Here is a 16780-nt window from a genome sequence, read left to right as displayed (position 1 = left end):
CCTCTCACACCGCCCTATTCTGGGTCGGTGCCCGCCCTCCGCCGTCAGCAACCAAAACCGCGCCCGTCACGAAGGACGCCTCGTCGGAAGCCAGGAACAGACAGCAGGACGCGATCTCGGCTGGCTCGGCGATGCGCCGCAAAGCAATGCGGCCGGTCAGCGCCGCGAATTCCTGCTCCGGCGTTGAACCGTTGGCGGTCGCCGCAGCCTCCATCTCCTCCTCGCTCATCGGTGTGCGCACCCAACCCGGCGCCAGCGCGTTGGCGCGGATGCCATCAGGTCCATGCGCGTAGGCAAGCGAGCGTGTGTAGGACACCAACGCCGCCTTGCTCGCCGAGTAGGCGGCGTTCTGCGCGCTGGCATTGAAGGCGCCGACCGAGGCGATGTTGACGACAGAACCGCCTTTTTTCTTCAACAGCGGCAGCGCGGCCCGGCAGATCATCATCGTGCCGGTGACGTTGACGGCAAAGGTCTTCTCCCAGACCTCGTTGGACACGGTTTCCGGTTCGTCCGGAATCAGCAATCCGGCTGCATTGACGAGGATATCGACCTGGCCGCCGCAGGCATCGATGGCGCGCGTCACATCGGCACTGTCGGTGATGTCGCCATGCACGGCCTTGCCACGACTGGCCTTGGCTGCGTCGTCAAGCGCGTCGCCTCCCAGGCCAAACAGGACAATTTCAGCGCCCTGCTTGCTGAAGAGCTCCGCCGTCGCCCGCCCCATGCCGGTAGCGGCTCCGGTGATCAGCGCCTTGCGACCCTGCAAACGCCCGCTCACGACAGCCCCCAATGCTTTTCGACCGCGAAGCCGGTCTCGGGCAGCGTCGACCCGCCGTCGACGACGATAGTCTGGCCTGTGGTGTATTTGGCCTCGGCGGACGCCAGATAGAGCATGGCAAAGGCGATATCGTCGGCCTCGCCGTAGCTCCCGACAGGGATGAACTGGCTGAGCCTGTTTGCCACTTCGGGCTTGCTCATCGAGCCACGGTCCTTGGCGATGAAGCCAGGCTCGACACCGTTCACGGTGATGCCGTCGCGGGCATATTCGAAGGCAGCGCCACGGATGAAGGCATTCACGCCAGCCTTGGCCGCCGAATAATGCGCTCCACCGGCCATGGCGACCCGCGCCGAGACCGACGACGTCACCAGGATGCGGCCGAAGTTCTGCCTGCGCATGACGGGTGCGGCCGCCTGCGCCAGCCAGAAGCAGGCCTTGAGGTTCAATGACAGTGCCTGCTCAAGCTTGTCTTCGTCGAGTTCATCGATCGAGGCCCAGGGGCAGCCGCCGGCATTGTGCACGACGATATCGAGCCGCCCTGCTCCGGAAGCAGCATTGTCGACGACCTCGTGGAGTTCCGAACGGCCGAGACCGGGCAGCGGCACGGCACGGACCGACAGATTGCGGGCGGTGAGCTCCGCAGCAAGCGCCTCCGCCACATCAAAGGTACGGTTGGCGATGACAACGGAGGCTCCGGCCTCGGCAAAACGCGTGGCTATCGCGGCCCCGATGCCGCGCGCGCCGCCTGTTATCAGCGCGACCCGTCCGGTCAGATCGAAGCCGGGTGTGCCCATCGCTCAGGATACTCCGGCGTCGGCAAGGAGGTCGACGAAACGCCCGAATACCTCGGTGTGGCGGTCGACCTGCTCAGCAGTCGTCGCCGGGCACATGAGGAACATGGTGTGGAACGGCGTCACCAAGATGCCTTCGTTCATGTAATAGGCGTGCAGCAGCGTCTCGAGATCACCACGCCGGCTGGCGATCACATCGGCGCCGTTGCGTGGCGGCTTCGGCATGAACATGATCTCGGCGCGCGCACCGATCTGGGTGACATGCCAAGGCAATTCACGGGCCTTGATGAGGTCGCGTGCACCTTCGGCAAGCCGGGTTGCATTCGCGGTCATCAGTTCGAAATTCGCCGGCGTCAGAACCTCTTCCAGCACCGCGCGCATGGTGGCCACAGTCAGCGCGTTGCCTGCCAGCGTCCCGCCGATACCGAGATGGGCGGACTGGCGCACACGCGGATTGACCTTGGGTACGATCGCCCACAGCCGCTCGGCGATTTCCTGCGACACGCCGAAGACACCGGCCGGAATGCCGCCCGCGATCGCCTTGCCGGCCACAAGGATATCAGGCTCCAGGCCGTGCTGGCCGGTGTAGCCGCCGGGACCGTTCGAAATGGTGTGCGTCTCGTCGATGATCAGCACTGTCCCGGTGCGGCGCGTGATCTCGCGCAGCGCTTTATGGAAACCATCGGCGACCGGGATCATGCCGAAATTGGTCATCAGCGGTTCGGTGAGAACGCAGGCGACATCGCCAGCCGAAAGGGCCTGTTCCAATGCTTCGACATCGTTGAACTCGACCACGCGAGACACCGTCGAATGATCGACGCCATTGGGATGGATCATGTTGCGCAGGCCGACGCGACCGTCGCGGATCTCGACATGTGCCTCCTCGACGCCGCCGTGATAGCAGCCGGAAAACACCAGCACCTTGGGTCGGCCGGTGATCATCCGGGCAATGCGGATAGCGCCGCGATTGGCGTCGGTCGCCGACGTGGTCAGCGTCCAGTAAGGCAGGCCAAAACGACGGGTGAGTTCCGCGCCAACCCACAAGCTGTCCTCGGTCGGCAGCATCATCGTGGTGCCGTTCTGCAACTGGCGAAGTGCGGCGCGCGTCACCGCCTCCGGTGCGTGCCCGCACATCCCGCCGGTGTCGCCGAGCGCGAAGTCGACATAGTCCTGGCCGTCGATATCTCGGATATGCGCGCCTTTGGCCTGCGCCGCATAGACCGGAAAACCGCCCGCCCAGCGCCGCATCCAGTGCGACGGGCCGCCATAGAGGAAATGCCGCTGTCCCTCTTCCCAGGCTTCAGCCGAACGCGGATGGGTGAGCCGGAAGCGCTCCTGTTCCTGGTCCAGCAATTCCGCGATGGTCGCGGTGTTGCGGTCTGTTCGTGCAGCAAGCGTCAAGCCGTGAAATCTCCCTGTACATGCCATCAAAGGCATGATCACGTTTCCCACTGGTTCATTATTTGAACCATCGTTTTATTTGTTGTAGACAAACTGCAAGCTAGATCGTCCCCTGTCAAGTTAATTCACACGCTAAGTATCGTTTTGGAAGCTGATCATGAGCACCGTGCGCAAGGCCGTGTCCCTGTTGGAACTGTTCACGCTGGAAGAGCCGGAAATCGGCCTTTCGGACCTCGCCCGCAAGGCCGGTCTCGACAAGGCGACGGCGCGTCGCCTGCTGGTGGCGCTGGCCGAACATCGCCTGGTCGAACAGGAGCCGGCGAGCCGCCGTTACCGCCTCGGTGCCGGCCTGACGCGGCTCGCTCGCATCCGCGACGCGCAACTGCCGCTGGTGCCTGTCGCAGTGCCTATTCTGCGTGAGCTGTCACAGCAGACCGGCGAGACCGTGCACCTTTCGGAGTACAGCGGTGGCGCCCTCCTCACCATTCATGTCGAGCTCTCGGCCAAGGCCAATCGCGTCAATGTCAATGTCGGCCAGATCCTGCCGTTGCACGGCACCGCCTCGGGCATCGCACTGCTCGCCTTCGCGCACGAAGAGATACGCCGCGACTATCTGGAGGCGCCGCTCGCCGCTTTCACCCCTCACACGATGACCGACGCGAACAAGGTGCTGCAAGCTGTGGGACTGGCGGCCGAGCGTGGCTATTCACGCAGCGCACAGGGTTATGAGGAAGGCGTTCACTCGGTAGCCGCGCCGATCCTCGGTTCCGACGGCTACCCGATCGGCACGGTGGCGATTGCCTCGCCGGTGTCACGCGCCGACGATTCCGTGGCTGCGACCCAGGGAGCGATACTGATCGAAGCTACACGGCTGATCACGAGGCGGCTCATCGGCGAGGCAGTCGAACCGGCGGGACGACTGCCGGCTTGAAGTTTCCGGCCACGCGATGGACGCTGATTTCACTTGACCGGCTTGCTTGCGACCGCTTGCATGAGCGTTGCGAAAAGAATGATTAGCGTGTTAAGTTCCGTTTCAAAATATGTCACCCGCTGACTGCGGCGTTGTCATGCCAGCCCGCGCCAAGACGGGAGGCACCACCGAGGAGGAACCCCATGCAGCATGCCGCCCGTCATGTCAGCATCGCCGACGGCGAAGCTTTCCTGTCCACGTCTCGCCTGCTGTTCGGCCCGATCACCCAGCGTTTCGCGCGCGGTTCGGTCGAATCGATCCCCAAGCTGCTTTCGGTCAATCTCGGCCCGTGCCGGCTTTCCGAAATCCGGGCCAAGGCGCATGTCGTGGTCAACGACCGCGCCCATTGGCGCAGCTTCGACCCCGATGCGATCAAGATCCTGGTGCAGGTCGCCGGCCGCAGCCATTTCGAGCAGCATTCGGTGGCCGTCGACCTCAATCCGCGTTCGGCCATCATCTACGACCCGGTGCGCAGTTATTCCCTGCAGAATTTGACCGGCGTCGACCAGCTCATCCTGCAGGTGCCGCGATCAACCTTCAGCGACGACACGCTGGCGCGGCTGGCGGCTCCCCTGCCCCTGCCCGGCGACGACGATAGCCTTACGCACATCGTGTCAGGGCTGATGCGCATGGCCATCGACGACGGCCGCAGGTTGGACGAAGCCAATTGCCGACGGGTTGGCGAAAGCCTTATTCAGCTCGTCAACGGCTTGATCTGCTCCAAGCCTCAACTCGTCGATCAGCGCCGCTCGCCGCTGGAAGCGCTGCGCGAGCGCATCATCGCCTATACCGACGCCAACCTGTCACGTAGTGACCTCTCGGCCGACGAGATCGCGCGGCACATGGGTTGCTCGCGCCGCTATCTGCACCGTGCTTTCGAAAGCGAGGATATCACGCTGGAGCGTTTTATCTGGGATCGTCGGCTGGAGCGCAGCCGTGAAGCGCTGATGGCAGGCAACGGCGTATCGGTCTCCGAAATCGCCTTCGCCTGCGGCTTCAATTCCAGCGCGCACTTCTCACGTGCCTTCAAGGCGAAATACGAAGTCTCGCCACGCGAATTGCGTGACACCGTGCTTAGCCGGCTGCATTGACGGTTTTGCCTCCCAAAAGGAGGAGACGATTGCGTGGAGCTGGTCTAGTTGCCGTTCCGGTAGCAGGAAGAACCGGCGCGGGGTCGAGCGAGATCGCCTCGTGATTCCACTTCCCTAGCGACAGCCTTTAGTTGCGCGCGAGCGACATCGGCAGGATCTTGCGTACAAGGCCTTTCGGCAGGAACAGCATTGCCAAAATGATGGTCAGCCCTGAAATGATGGGGTGGTAATCCGGCACGAAGATACGGGCGATATCGAACACCGCATACATGGTGAAGGCACCGAGGATCGGTCCAAGCACCGTGCCCGTGCCCCCCACGACGGTCATCATCAAGGGCAGAAGCATCCAGTCGAGGTTGAAAACGGAGTCCGGCCCGACGTGGAAAATGTAATAGCTGTAGAGACTTCCGGCGATGCCGGCGATGAAGGCACTACCAGCGAAGGCCGCGACCTTGACCTTCAGTGTGTTGATCCCGTTGGCGGAAGCTGCCATCTCGTCATCGCGCACGGCGATCAGCGCGAGCCCATAGCGTGAGCGCATCAGCCAGCCGATCGCCAGTGCCGTTCCTGCGGTGAGGCCAAGCCCTGTCCAGTAATGTGGCATCAGCGTTTCGAAGGTGCTGGAGGGCGTCACAAGGCCGAATGCACCACCGGTGAAGTCGCCGCCGTTGACGAAAATCACCTTGAGGATTTCGCCGAATCCCAGAGTACCCAGAGCGAAATAGTCGCCACGCAGCTTGGAGAGCAGCGGCAGGCCGATCAGTGCGGCGGCCAGCGCGGCTACCATCCCGCTGAGCACCATGGTCACCGGATCGAAGTAATAAATGCGCGGGAACGTTTCGTAGAGCGACCCCCAAAGGTAATTGCCGCTCCACAGGATCGCCGTTGTATAGGCGCCCAGCCCGAAGAAGGCATGTGAACCGAGGCTGATCTGTCCGCCGAAGCCGGCGACGAGGTTCCAGCCCTGCGCCATCACCGCATAGATGAAGACGAAGAACAGGAACGAAAACAGATAGCTGTCGAGCGCACCCGGCCAGAATGGTACCAATGCGAGGATGACGGTGAGGAGCGCTGCCGCCCATTTCCAGGAGAAATTGGCCATGGCGGTCATGCTTTCTTGTAAGGCCGGCTGAACAGCCCTTCCGGCTTGAACATCAAGACAGCCAGGAAGACGCCGTAGGCGATGGCGTTGGTCCAGCCGCCGGAGATGAAGAACTGAACGTAAGCCTCGATAAGACCAAGGATAATGCCGCCTGCGAGTGCGCCGGCAACGTTGCCGATGCCGCCAAGCGCCAACGCCACCAGCGCTTTGAGGCTGAAGATGAAGCCGGCGAAGGGATTGAAGGGAAAGGTCGTCGCGACCGCGACGCCTGCCGCACCCGCCAGCGCGATGCCGATGGCGAAGGCGATCGCATTGACCTTGTGCGGGCTGATGCCCATCAGCGTGGCCGCTGTCATGTCCTCCGACGCCGCCCGTACCGCCTTGCCGACCAGGGTCCTGCGCAGGAAAAGCACCACCAGCGCCGTTCCTGCCAGTGCGATCAGGAATCCCATGGAGCGCGTGAAAGAGGCCCGCACGCCGAGCAATTCGATACCGCTCGCGGTGTAACTGGTGACCACGGCAGCGGTGTTGCCGCCCCATATGACAGTCATCAGGTTCTGCACCAGGAACATGACGCCGACGGCGATCAGCAACGAGATGTTGCGATCCTCCTCGGCCGCCGCTTTGCGGAACAGACCCTGATAGATCAGCCAGCCGGCTGCCAGCCCGACCGGCACTATGATGATGAGCGACAGGAACGGATCGATGCCAAGATGCTGGAACAGCGCGCGCACCAGATAGGCGGCGAGAATGATCATGGCGCCCTGCGCCAGGAAAATCAGTCGCATGGTGCCGAAAATGAGGCTGAGGCCGACAGCCGCAACGCCGTACATGGCGCCGCCGAGCGCACCATTGATGGAAAGCTGCAGGAAGATCTCCGGCGATGGCAGGGTCATTACAGCTCCAATACGCCCATATAGGCTTTCTGGACTTCGGGGTCGGCGATGAGTTCTGCACCCGTGCCTTGCATCGCAAGCTCGCCGGTCTTCAGCACGAATGCGTAGTCGGCGATCTTTAGCGCCTGGTGGATGTTCTGCTCGACAAGCAGGATGGTGACGCCTTGCTTGTGCAGTGCCTCGATCAGCTGGAACATCTGCTGCACCACCAGTGGCGACAGGCCGATCGAAGGCTCATCGAGAATGAGCAGCGACGGTTCGGACATGGTGGCACGTGCAATCGCCAGCATCTGCTGTTCGCCGCCTGACAACGAGCCGGCCTTCTGGCCGGTCCTCTCCTTCAGGCGCGGAAACAGGTCATAGGCCTTTTCCAGCGCGCGTTTCATGTTCGCCCGTGCCTTGGGCTGGAAGGCACCCAGTTCCAGGTTCTCCAGCACGGTCATCTGGCGAAACAGCCCACGCCCCTCGGGCACATGGGCGATACCCATGCGAGCGATATCTTCAGGAGCGCGCCTAAGCAGCGAGGTGCCCGAAAGCTTGATCTCACCGCGTTTCGTGGGGACTAGGCCGGATATGGCTTTCAGCAGCGTGGTCTTGCCTGCACCATTGGCGCCGACGATGGCCACTACCGAACCTGCATCGACATGGATCGACACGCCCCACAGCGCGCGCACGTCGCCATAAGCGACCTCGAGATCTGTTACTTCAAGCAGCCGGTTCGCCAAGATAGGCCTCGATGACTTTGCGGTTGGCGACGATTTCGGCGGGTGTGCCGTCGGCGATCTTGACACCGTGGTCGAGCACGACGACCCGGCTGCACACTTTCATGATGGCATCCACCTTGTGTTCCACCCACAGGATGGAAATGCCCTTTTCGGAGCGTGTTCGGCGGATGACCTCGACCATCTGCCTGATCTCCGTCGGATTGAGACCGGCCATCGGCTCGTCGAGCAGAAGGAGCGATGGCTCTGACGCTACCGCGCGCGCGATTTCCAGCAGCCGGCGATCGGACAACGTCATATGCGCCGTCGTCACATCGCGTTTTGCGCTGAGGCCGACCAACTCGAGCGCGGCTTCAGCCGCTTCCTTCGCATGCCGCACCCGCCCGCCGGAACCGTAGACGGCGCCGACCATGACGTTCTCGAAGGCGGTCATGGTCAGGAAGGTGCGGACAAGCTGGAACGTGCGGGCGATGCCGAAGCGGCAGATATGATGTGGCGCCGCGCCGGTGATATCCTTGCCCTTGAAGCGGACCTTGCCGCGTGTCGGGGCGTAGATGGCCGTCATCACGTTGAAAAGCGTCGATTTGCCGGCGCCGTTGGGACCAATCAGGCCAACCAGTTCCCCCGGGCCGACGACCAGGTCGATGCCGTCGAGCACCACCAGGCCGCCGAAACGTTTGGTCACCGCCTCCAGGCTGAGCACGGTTTCGTCTGACTGCATGCTTGGTCGATTCCTTTGCCCGCTGGCTTCAGGGGAAAGATTGCGTGGATTTATGTGGCCATAACTACGGCGTGTCGGTAACTGCGTGCACGACGGGACGGCGTCGGCACAAAGCCAGACGTCGTCCCGACGGCACCCCCAACGTCTAGCGCTTGTCCCAGGCGGGAGCCGGCTTGTAAGTCCAGGTTCCATTCGGGAAGAGCAGCTGGTGTTTGCCTTCCCACCACTGCGTGGCGACCGATGGGATCAAGGCGAAGCCGGTCTCGTCGAATTTCAGCGGACCAACCACGGTATCCTTGAATTCCTGGTTGAAGATGGCGTCATGCACTGCCGCGGCATCGGTCGATCCGGCGCGCTCGATGGCCTGGAACAGCACCTGGGCGTTGGCGTAGAAGGCGCCGACCGTGACGGAGTCCTTCTTGTATTCGGCCTCGTAGCGCTCGCCCAATTCCTTGGCGCCGTTGTAGGGATAGCTTGCCGACCAGAAACCATCGGTCAGGACGTAGTCGGAATCCTTGCCCAGCGCGTCATGGAATTCGCCGGTCCAGGTGCCCTTCCAGCCATGGAAATAGGGAACGCTGAAGCCTAGTTCCTTCATCTGGCGGATCAGCGTGACGGTGTCTGCCGGAGAGCCGAACACCAGCATGGCGTCTGCGTCGGCAGCTTTCAGCTTGGTGATCATCGCCGAATAGTCGGTCGATCCGGTTGCCCACGGATCGTTGAAGGCGAAGGTGTAGCCATATTTCTTGGCTGCGGCCTCGAAAGCGCCACCGAAGCCTTTGCCGTCTGGCGAATCTTCTGTGACGAGAGCCGGACGCTTCGGACGTTCACTCTCCGGCAGCTTCTGCCAGATTTCGAACGGCACCTCGGCACCGGGGCCGGGATGGAAGAAGAACAACGCCGAATATTTCATTTTGAGCGGCTGCCACTCGAACGGGAAAGCCGCCGTGATCATGTAGAATTTCTTGTACTTCTCGGCGACGATCGCACCGGCGACATTGAGCGGGCCGGAGTGGGTCGAAAGCAGGATATCGACCTTCTGGACCTTGACCAGGTTCTCGATCGCCGAAGCGACCTTGGCTTCCGTGCTTTCATCGTCGGCGATGACCAGCCTGACAGGAAGCTTCTTGCCGGCTTCCTTGACCATGATGCCGCCAGCCTTGTTGATATCGGCGACCGCCTGCTTGTAAGCCCATTCCTGTTCCTTCCCGTCGCCGGCGAATGGACCGGTCAATGAAACCGGCGCGCCGATGACGATCTCGTCACCCGCGGCATTGGCAATGACGGTTGCGCCGCCGGTCAGCACCGTGGACAGCGCGAGCGCTGCCAGCATTCCTTTCAGGCTCATTCCCATGTTCTCCTCCCAATTCCACTCCCGCCGGATACCGGTCGGGCCTGCCCCAAATCGTCAGCCGGTCGCCTGCGCAACCAGTTTGGTGTCGGTGAATTGCTCGAACCGCAGTACCTTGCCGTCCTCGACGTCCCAGACGTGAACGACACGCGCTTTCATCGGCTTGCCGGTGCGTTTGTAGGTACCGGTGTAGGTGCCGATGCCGAGGATGGTCGACCCGCCGTCGACCAGCCTTTCCAGCGTAAAGGTATAACCCTCCCACTCGTCGCCGATGCGCTTGAACACGCCTTCGATGATGGCGACAGTGCCGACATAGGTGCCGGCATAGGGAAAGCCGGCCATCTCGGTCCAGGCCGTGCGGTCGGTGATCGGCGCCATCATCGCAGCCAGGTCCTTGTTGTCGGAGCCGGCGTAGTGCGCCTTGATCGCTTCGTAGTTCTTGCTCATGGTTTTGCCCGCGCTCAAACCGGCGCCGGTCCCTTTCCGTAGTCGGTTGTCGATTTCTTGGTGATGAAGGCGCCAGCTGGCTTGTTTTCGATGGCGCCGGTCGAGATCACGCCGAGGAATTTGCCCGTCGAGCGCATGTCAGCCCAGTTGTAGAAGAACAACGAAGCCACCGGGATGATGAACTCGCGGAAACCGAAGACATACTGACCGTCGGCAAACTTCCAGGTCGTGGCAAGGTCGACATCGCCATGGCCACGCTGCACGCCGACAAGATTCTGCCAGGCATAACGCTGCGACGACAGGTAGATATGCTCGTAGACGTGGTTGGGACTGTATTCATAATGTGCGGTGAGCCCGACGAGGTCGCGCGACGGTGCGGGTTCGATACCGCCTGGTGCAACTGATGGATCGCCGAGCACGCCCGCCAGCCACGTCTGCGCGACACGCGGCTCGCCCGGCGCTTCACCGGCTTCCCTCACCCGTTCGCGCACCGAAAGGACACGCCGTGTGCGGGTGTTCACGATGAAAGCTTCGTCTTCGGTCGGACGTGCGGCGAACGTCATATTGATGAAGACGGTGTCGGCGGCGACTTCGAGCGCCTCGTACCAATCGACGCCAGCGTCCTTGCCTTCACCCCAGGCAACGGTATCCGCCGAGGTGAAAGCCAGATCGATCTGGCGACCGCCATTGAGCGTGATCTTGAAGGTCTGGCCGGCCAGCGCCTTGGTCGCCGGCAGCCTGTTGGTGGCAATCCCGGTGGCGAAGTCATCGAAGTGCTTCCAGTCGGCCGGTCTGTTCACGTCATTCATTGCAAGCTCCTCGAACGCTCAATCGACAAAGGCTAGGGTCGGCAGATCCACCACCGTGGCGCCGCCATCGACGGTCAGGATAGAGCCGTTCATCATCACGGCCTCATCGGAGACAACAAAGCAGATGACGTTGGAGACTTCCTCCGGCGTGGCGGGACGGCCAAGCGGTACATCCTTGGTCACCAGCCTGTAGGCTTCGTCGACGGAGGCGAGACCGTGTTTCTCGACGACGACCTGCATCTGCTCGTCGGCCATCGCGGTGGCCACCCAGCCCGGGCAGATGGTGTTGGTGCGCACACCACGGCGGCCGTAGTCGCGGGCCAGCGATTTGCCGAGCCCGACGCAGGCATGTTTCATGGTCACATAGCCCGCAGCCGCCGGTCCGGCGAAAAGTCCCGCGATCGACGCAATGACCACGATGTTGCCGCGCTGCGAGATCAGGTCGGGCAGGATCTCGCGGGCACAGACGAAAGTGGTGTCGAGATTGGTCCGTGTCGCCAGCGCCCAGGTCTCGTCGCTCATCGAAATGGTGGGGCCGACACCGTGGCCGCCGGCATTCGCGATCAGGATGTCGACGAGACCGAACCTGGCGTGCACTTCCTTCAGGGCGGCGCGCACTGCATCGGCATCGGCGGCATCACCCTGAACGATCAGTGCGTTGGTGTCGTTCGCCACGGCCTCGAGCGGTTCGCGGCGACGCCCCATCAGAACGATATTGGCACCTTCCTTGGCCATGCGTCTGGCGACAGCAGCGCCGATGCCGGTGCCTCCGCCGGTAATGAATGCTGTCTTTCCGGAAAACCTCATCGTCGCCCCGTGTTGGCGGACCGCCTGCTCCGGTCCGTTTATGTGCACCGATAGTGCGATGCTGCCGGGCGCAACGTCTTGTCCGAGCGGGAACTTTGTTTTGACTGAACGTGCACTTGGCCGGTCTTTGCCTTGAAGCGCGCGAGCAGCCTTCCTACCCCTGACCGCACGGTCAAATGGCCGGCAGGAGGATTTGATGAACGAGAGAGTTGCTCCCCCGATCAGCGCCGCGGCATCGGCGTTTCTTGCCCGCATGCATCGCCCTTTCATCGGGGGGCGCTTTGTCGATATCGACCAAGATGGGGCGTTGCCGGTCGATGACTCGGCGACAGGTGAAATTGTTGCTCGCGTGCCCGAAAGCGGTCCCGAAATCGTCGACCAGGCCGTAAAGGCAGCGCGTGCGGCACTGGAAGGTCCATGGGGTTCGATGCCACCGGTCGAGCGCGAGCGGCTGATGTTGAGACTTGCCGATGCCGTCGAAGCGGATATGGATCTGCTTGCCGAAATCGAAAGCATCGAGAACGGCAAGTCGCTCGGCGTCGCCAAGATGCTGTCGGCCGGCGGTTCGGTAAACTGGCTGCGCTACTATGCCGGCTGGGCGACCAAAATCGAAGGCACGACGATCAATGTCTCCATTCCGGTACCACCCGGCGCCAAGCATCATGCCATGACGGTCATGGAGCCGGTCGGCGTGGTCGGTGCCATCGTGCCATGGAATTTCCCGCTGATGATCGGCGTGTGGAAGATCGCGCCAGCACTCGCTGCCGGCTGCACCGTTGTCATCAAGCCGCCACAGGAGACACCGCTCGGCCTGCTGCGGCTCGCCGAACTGATCGAGGGGGTCGGCTTCCCGGCCGGCGTGGTCAATGTCGTCACCGGCTCAGGCTCGGTGACCGGCGAAGCGCTGATCAAACATCCCGGCATCGACAAGCTGACCTTTACGGGCTCGACCGAAGTCGGCAAGCGCGTGGGCCATGCCGCGGTGGATCGTGTCGCCCGCTTCACGCTGGAACTGGGTTCGAAGTCGCCGATGATCCTGCTCTCGGACATGGAAGACGGCATCGAACCCCTGCTCGCAGGCCTCGGCATGTTCTTCAACCAGGGTCAGGTCTGCACGTCGGCGGCACGCATCCTGATCGAAAAGTCGATCTATGATCGCACACTGGCAAGGCTGGCTGAAATCGCCGACGGTATGACGCTCGGTGCCGGACGAGACGAAGGCGCGCAGATCAATCCGGTGGTGTCAGCCAAGCACAAGCAGAGCGTGCTCGGCTATCTCGACCGTGCATTGGCTGCCGGCGGCGAACGTGTCAGCAGCGACCGCGCCGTGCCTGGCAAGGGCCACTACATCGCACCGACCATCCTGCACAATGTGAAGCTCGACGCCGAAATCGTGCGCGAAGAGGTATTCGGACCGGTCGTCGCCGCGATGCCCGTCGCAGATCTCGACGAGGCGATCCGGCTTGCCAACGACACCCGCTACGGCCTTTCCGCATCGGTCTGGACGCGCGATCTCGGCAAGGCGATGAAGGCTGCACACGGCCTCAAGGCCGGCACGGTGTGGGTGAATTCGCATAACACGCTGGACCCCGCCGCTCCGTTCGGCGGTTTCAAGCAGTCCGGTATCGGTCGCGAGCACGGCAAGGCGGCGCTGGACAGCTATCTGGAGACCAAAACCGTCATCATGCGGTACGCCTGAGCCGATGACGGAAATCTTCGACTACATCGTTGCCGGCGCGGGATCGGCCGGCTGCACCGTTGCCAACCGGCTGGTAACGGCCGGCAAGCGCGTCCTGCTTCTGGAAGCCGGGCCGCGCGACAACGACAAATTCATCCATATGCCGGCGACCTTCGCCAAGGTCATCGGCACCAACCGCAGCTTCATCTACCAGTCCGAACCGGAGACGAATGTCGGTGGGCGGCAGCTGCCGATCCCGCAAGGACGTACTCTGGGTGGTGGCTCATCGATCAACGCGATGCTCTACATCCGCGGCCAGCACGAGGATTATGATGCCTGGCGCGATCTCGGTTGCCTTGGCTGGGGCTGGGACGATGTGCTGCCGGCTTTCAAGCGGCTGGAGCGCAACGAGCGGCTGGATGGCACCTATCACGGCACTCGCGGCCCCTTGCCTGTATCGGACGCACGCCACAGGCACCCGCTTTCACTCGCTTATGTAAAGGCCGCGCAACAGGCCGGTTACCGCTACAATGACGACTTCAACGGCGAATGCCAGGAAGGCGTCGGCTTCTATCAGCTGACCACGCTTGATGGTGTCCGCCAATCGGCGGCAACGGTGTTCCTGAAACCGCTCGCCAGCGATCCGAACCTCACCGTCGTCACCGATGCCCAGGTCAGTGCGCTGACGCTGGAGAATGGCGCGGCGAGCGGACTTTCCTATACAACCGCCAACGGCCGCATCGTGCAGGCTTCCGCGAAGGAAGAAGTGATCCTGGCCGCCGGCGCGCTGGCGACGCCGAAAATCATGATGCTGTCGGGGTTGGGTCCCGCAGCGCACCTGGCGGAATTGGGGATTCCGATCGTCCGCGATATGCCGCGCGTCGGCAAGGATCTGCAGGATCATGTCGCGACGCCGGTCTACGCCGCAACGCGCGAGCCGATTTCGCTGCTTGGCCAGGACAAAGGGCTGAAGGCGCTTCGTCATGGGCTGCAGTATATGCTCTTCGGCACCGGCCTGCTTACCTCGAACGTCGTGGAGAGCGGTGGCTTCTTCGACACCGACGGCGACGGTCGGCCGGATGTCCAATTCCACGTGCTGCCGGTGATGATCGAGAACGCCGTGCATGGCTCGGTGGCTGAACACGGCATGGAACTGAACCCCTGCGTGCTGCGCCCCAAGTCGCGCGGCAAGGTGGAGTTGCGCTCGTGTGACCTGAACGATCCGATCCGTTTCACCACCGGCTTCCTGTCGAACCCGGATGACTTGAAGCTGCTCGTTGAAGGCGTGAAAGTGGCGCGCAACATCCTGCGCCAGCCGGCGCTGCAGGCGGTGATCCGGGAGGAGCTGAGGCCTGGTGGAGCGACGGATTTGTCGGAGGACAAGATCGTCGACCACATCATGCAGACAGCCAAGACCGTCTACCACCCGGTCGGCACTTGCCGGATGGGCACGGACGAGGCGGCGGTTGTCGACACGCAGCTTCGCGTGCGAGGGGTACCGCGCCTGCGCATTTGCGATGCCTCGATCATGCCACGCCTGGTTAGCGGCAACACCAATGCGCCGACGATCATGATCGCGGACCGGTGTGCCGACTTCATCCTGGCGACGGCCTGACGATTAGACGAGCGCCAACCTTCCGTATCGGCAGCTATGACGCCGTCAAAAGCTGTTGACGCTCGTTCAAATCGGGCGTTCCATTCCCGTATGCGTACAGCGCATTCTAGTGCGCGAGCGTGCTTTTTGCGTTTTCAATGCCTTACGGCGAAACGATCAAGCAGGGGTGGAGCTGACCATGCTGCATGTCAAACCCGATTTGCTGCGCGAGCGCTTCGACATGCAACGACGCGCCTTCGCAGCGGAACCGTTTCCTTCCCTTGCCATCCGCAAGGATCGCCTGAAACGCCTGCAGGCGCTGACCGAAAATCACGAACAAGCGATTTGCGAGGCCATCGACGCCGATTTCGGCAGCCGTTCGGCACATGAAACGCGTTTTGCCGAACTGTTCGTGGTGCGTGCTGGCATCAACCACGCGCTCTCGCATGTCGGTTCCTGGATGCGTGCCCGCAGCATTGCCACCAGCCTGCCGTTCCTGCCGGGGAAGAACCGCCTCGTGCCGCAGCCTCTTGGCGTGGTCGGCGTCGTCTCGCCGTGGAACTATCCGTTCCAGCTCGCCGTTGCCCCGGCGACGGCGGCGCTCGCGGCCGGCAACCGGGTGTTGATGAAGCCTTCGGAACTCACCCCTCGTTTTTCGGCCTTGCTCGCCGATCTCGTTGCCGAACATTTCGCTCCTGAAGAAGTCGATGTCATTACAGGCGATGCCGAGACCGGCAAGGCGTTCGTGTCTTTACCCTTCGATCACCTGATCTTCACCGGTTCGACTTCTGTTGGCCGCCAGGTGGCGCTTGCAGCCGCTGCCAACCTGACACCGGTGACGCTGGAATTGGGCGGCAAGTCACCAGCGATCCTCGATTCATCCTGTGACATGGATGCAGCCGTGCGCAGCATTGTCTTCGGCAAGCTGCTCAATGCCGGGCAGACCTGCATCGCTCCGGACTATGTCATGGTGCCGCAAGGCCAGGCTTCAGCTTTGACGAAGAGGTTCGCCGAGACCGTCAGGAAGCTTTACCCGACCTTGAAAGCCAACACCGACTACAGCTCGATCGTCTCCGATCGTCATTACCAGCGGCTGAACAGCCTGATCGAGGAAGCGGCGGCGGGCGGCGCTGTCGTGACCGAGGTCAATCCGGCAAACGAGACGCTTTCCGCTGAAGGCCGCAAAATCGCTCCGACCCTGGTGCAGAATGCACCGGAAAACAGCCGCTTGATGCAGGAGGAAATCTTCGGGCCGGTGTTGCCGATCCTCGAATACGCTTCGCTGGATGATGCGATCAGCTATGTGAACCAACGCGATAGACCGCTTGCCCTCTATTGGTTCGGAACCGATTCCGCGGCACGCGAACGCGTGTTGCACGAGACCGTGGCCGGCGGTGTCACGATCAACGATTGCCTGCTGCATATAGCACAGGAACGTCAGCCCTTCGGTGGTGTCGGCGCCAGCGGCACCGGTGCCTATCATGGCGAATGGGGATTCCGTACCTTCAGCAAGGAAAAGCCGGTCTTCCTGCAATCGCGTTTCAACGGCGGAGCGCTTCTGCATCCTCCTTACGGCGCAATGTTCGAGCGTGTGCTGAAAATGCTCAGGCTGGTGACCTGAA

The 16780-nt window shown here is 62.3% G+C and carries 16 protein-coding genes; 5 read left to right on the top strand and 11 right to left on the bottom strand.

Annotated features, from left to right (window positions below):
- Nucleotides 1–4: 4 nt before the first annotated feature.
- From ACFWXH_RS06935 to ACFWXH_RS06925, 3 genes are read right to left on the bottom strand one after another with little or no spacing between them, the layout of a single operon-like run.
- Nucleotides 5–778: an SDR family NAD(P)-dependent oxidoreductase gene (locus tag ACFWXH_RS06935; protein WP_379118642.1), complete on the bottom strand. Its 774-nt coding sequence runs from the start codon at nucleotides 776–778 to the stop codon at nucleotides 5–7.
- Complete coding sequence (locus tag ACFWXH_RS06930) at nucleotides 775–1572, bottom strand: SDR family oxidoreductase (RefSeq protein ID WP_379118640.1); 798 nt, start codon at nucleotides 1570–1572, stop codon at nucleotides 775–777. The genes ACFWXH_RS06935 and ACFWXH_RS06930 overlap by 4 nt, the downstream gene beginning before the upstream one ends.
- A 3-nt stretch (nucleotides 1573–1575) precedes the next feature.
- The gene (locus tag ACFWXH_RS06925) at nucleotides 1576–2970 is read right to left on the bottom strand and encodes a transaminase (RefSeq protein WP_379118638.1); all 1395 of its coding nucleotides are present in this window, start codon (nucleotides 2968–2970) and stop codon (nucleotides 1576–1578) included.
- 157 nt (nucleotides 2971–3127) lie between these two features.
- Here ACFWXH_RS06925 and ACFWXH_RS06920 point away from each other — a divergent pair, with 157 nt between their 5' ends.
- Both ACFWXH_RS06920 and ACFWXH_RS06915 read left to right on the top strand, forming a co-directional pair.
- Nucleotides 3128–3901, top strand: coding sequence for an IclR family transcriptional regulator (locus tag ACFWXH_RS06920; protein WP_379118636.1), 774 nt, complete (start codon nucleotides 3128–3130; stop codon nucleotides 3899–3901).
- Between the two features lie 182 nt (nucleotides 3902–4083).
- The gene (locus ACFWXH_RS06915; RefSeq protein WP_379118634.1) at nucleotides 4084–5031 is read left to right on the top strand and encodes an AraC family transcriptional regulator; all 948 of its coding nucleotides are present in this window, start codon (nucleotides 4084–4086) and stop codon (nucleotides 5029–5031) included.
- A gap of 127 nt (nucleotides 5032–5158) precedes the next feature.
- Here the strand turns inward: ACFWXH_RS06915 and ACFWXH_RS06910 are convergent, their stop codons facing one another.
- The 8 genes from ACFWXH_RS06910 to ACFWXH_RS06875 form a co-directional block, all read right to left on the bottom strand.
- Entirely contained in the window at nucleotides 5159–6142 is a 984-nt protein-coding gene (locus ACFWXH_RS06910; protein ID WP_379118632.1) for a branched-chain amino acid ABC transporter permease, read from the bottom strand.
- Nucleotides 6139–7029 carry a branched-chain amino acid ABC transporter permease gene (locus ACFWXH_RS06905; protein ID WP_379118630.1) on the bottom strand — a complete coding sequence of 297 codons (891 nt, stop codon included), beginning with the start codon at nucleotides 7027–7029 and terminating at the stop codon, nucleotides 6139–6141. Before ACFWXH_RS06905 ends, ACFWXH_RS06910 begins: the two co-directional genes overlap by 4 nt.
- Entirely contained in the window at nucleotides 7029–7754 is a 726-nt protein-coding gene (locus ACFWXH_RS06900; RefSeq protein ID WP_379118628.1) for an ABC transporter ATP-binding protein, read from the bottom strand. The genes ACFWXH_RS06905 and ACFWXH_RS06900 overlap by 1 nt, the downstream gene beginning before the upstream one ends.
- A complete protein-coding gene (locus ACFWXH_RS06895; RefSeq protein WP_054309983.1) occupies nucleotides 7735–8472 on the bottom strand; it encodes an ABC transporter ATP-binding protein in 738 nt (245 codons plus the stop codon). The genes ACFWXH_RS06900 and ACFWXH_RS06895 overlap by 20 nt, the downstream gene beginning before the upstream one ends.
- Nucleotides 8473–8617: 145 nt before the next feature.
- Complete coding sequence (locus ACFWXH_RS06890; RefSeq protein WP_379118625.1) at nucleotides 8618–9820, bottom strand: amino acid ABC transporter substrate-binding protein; 1203 nt, start codon at nucleotides 9818–9820, stop codon at nucleotides 8618–8620.
- A gap of 60 nt (nucleotides 9821–9880) precedes the next feature.
- On the bottom strand, nucleotides 9881–10270 hold the full coding sequence (locus ACFWXH_RS06885; protein WP_379118623.1) for a nuclear transport factor 2 family protein: 390 nt from the start codon (nucleotides 10268–10270) through the stop codon (nucleotides 9881–9883).
- A 14-nt stretch (nucleotides 10271–10284) separates the two neighbouring features.
- On the bottom strand, nucleotides 10285–11079 hold the full coding sequence (locus ACFWXH_RS06880; protein ID WP_379118621.1) for a MoaF C-terminal domain-containing protein: 795 nt from the start codon (nucleotides 11077–11079) through the stop codon (nucleotides 10285–10287).
- 18 nt (nucleotides 11080–11097) lie between these two features.
- Nucleotides 11098–11886, bottom strand: coding sequence for an SDR family NAD(P)-dependent oxidoreductase (locus ACFWXH_RS06875; protein WP_379118619.1), 789 nt, complete (start codon nucleotides 11884–11886; stop codon nucleotides 11098–11100).
- Between the two features lie 196 nt (nucleotides 11887–12082).
- On the opposite strand from ACFWXH_RS06875, the gene ACFWXH_RS06870 reads away from it, so the two are divergent.
- The 3 genes from ACFWXH_RS06870 (at nucleotide 12083) to ACFWXH_RS06860 (ending at nucleotide 16779) form a co-directional block, all read left to right on the top strand.
- The gene (locus tag ACFWXH_RS06870; protein WP_379118617.1) at nucleotides 12083–13585 is read left to right on the top strand and encodes an aldehyde dehydrogenase family protein; all 1503 of its coding nucleotides are present in this window, start codon (nucleotides 12083–12085) and stop codon (nucleotides 13583–13585) included.
- A gap of 4 nt (nucleotides 13586–13589) precedes the next feature.
- Nucleotides 13590–15179, top strand: coding sequence for a GMC family oxidoreductase (locus ACFWXH_RS06865; RefSeq protein WP_379118615.1), 1590 nt, complete (start codon nucleotides 13590–13592; stop codon nucleotides 15177–15179).
- 178 nt (nucleotides 15180–15357) lie between these two features.
- On the top strand, nucleotides 15358–16779 hold the full coding sequence (locus ACFWXH_RS06860) for a coniferyl aldehyde dehydrogenase (protein WP_379118613.1): 1422 nt from the start codon (nucleotides 15358–15360) through the stop codon (nucleotides 16777–16779).
- Nucleotide 16780 lies beyond the last annotated feature (1 nt).

Origin of the sequence: Mesorhizobium sp. NPDC059054, assembly GCF_042739215.1 — a bacterium.
Taxonomy (GTDB): Bacteria; Pseudomonadota; Alphaproteobacteria; order Rhizobiales; family Rhizobiaceae; genus Mesorhizobium.
Note: the sequence above shows the minus strand (reverse complement) of the source record. Positions and strands in the feature narration are given on the sequence as shown.

Coding starts and splice junctions, on each gene's coding strand:
- ACFWXH_RS06915 (WP_379118634.1), top strand. CDS start 4,084: ATGCAGCATGCCGCCCGTCATGTCAGCATCGCCGACGGCGAAGCTTTC.
- ACFWXH_RS06865 (WP_379118615.1), top strand. CDS start 13,590: ATGACGGAAATCTTCGACTACATCGTTGCCGGCGCGGGATCGGCCGGC.
- ACFWXH_RS06890 (WP_379118625.1), bottom strand. CDS start 9,820: ATGAGCCTGAAAGGAATGCTGGCAGCGCTCGCGCTGTCCACGGTGCTG.
- ACFWXH_RS06880 (WP_379118621.1), bottom strand. CDS start 11,079: ATGAATGACGTGAACAGACCGGCCGACTGGAAGCACTTCGATGACTTC.
- ACFWXH_RS06895 (WP_054309983.1), bottom strand. CDS start 8,472: ATGCAGTCAGACGAAACCGTGCTCAGCCTGGAGGCGGTGACCAAACGT.
- ACFWXH_RS06870 (WP_379118617.1), top strand. CDS start 12,083: ATGAACGAGAGAGTTGCTCCCCCGATCAGCGCCGCGGCATCGGCGTTT.
- ACFWXH_RS06930 (WP_379118640.1), bottom strand. CDS start 1,572: ATGGGCACACCCGGCTTCGATCTGACCGGACGGGTCGCGCTGATAACA.
- ACFWXH_RS06920 (WP_379118636.1), top strand. CDS start 3,128: ATGAGCACCGTGCGCAAGGCCGTGTCCCTGTTGGAACTGTTCACGCTG.
- ACFWXH_RS06885 (WP_379118623.1), bottom strand. CDS start 10,270: ATGAGCAAGAACTACGAAGCGATCAAGGCGCACTACGCCGGCTCCGAC.
- ACFWXH_RS06875 (WP_379118619.1), bottom strand. CDS start 11,886: ATGAGGTTTTCCGGAAAGACAGCATTCATTACCGGCGGAGGCACCGGC.
- ACFWXH_RS06860 (WP_379118613.1), top strand. CDS start 15,358: ATGCTGCATGTCAAACCCGATTTGCTGCGCGAGCGCTTCGACATGCAA.
- ACFWXH_RS06910 (WP_379118632.1), bottom strand. CDS start 6,142: ATGACCGCCATGGCCAATTTCTCCTGGAAATGGGCGGCAGCGCTCCTC.
- ACFWXH_RS06905 (WP_379118630.1), bottom strand. CDS start 7,029: ATGACCCTGCCATCGCCGGAGATCTTCCTGCAGCTTTCCATCAATGGT.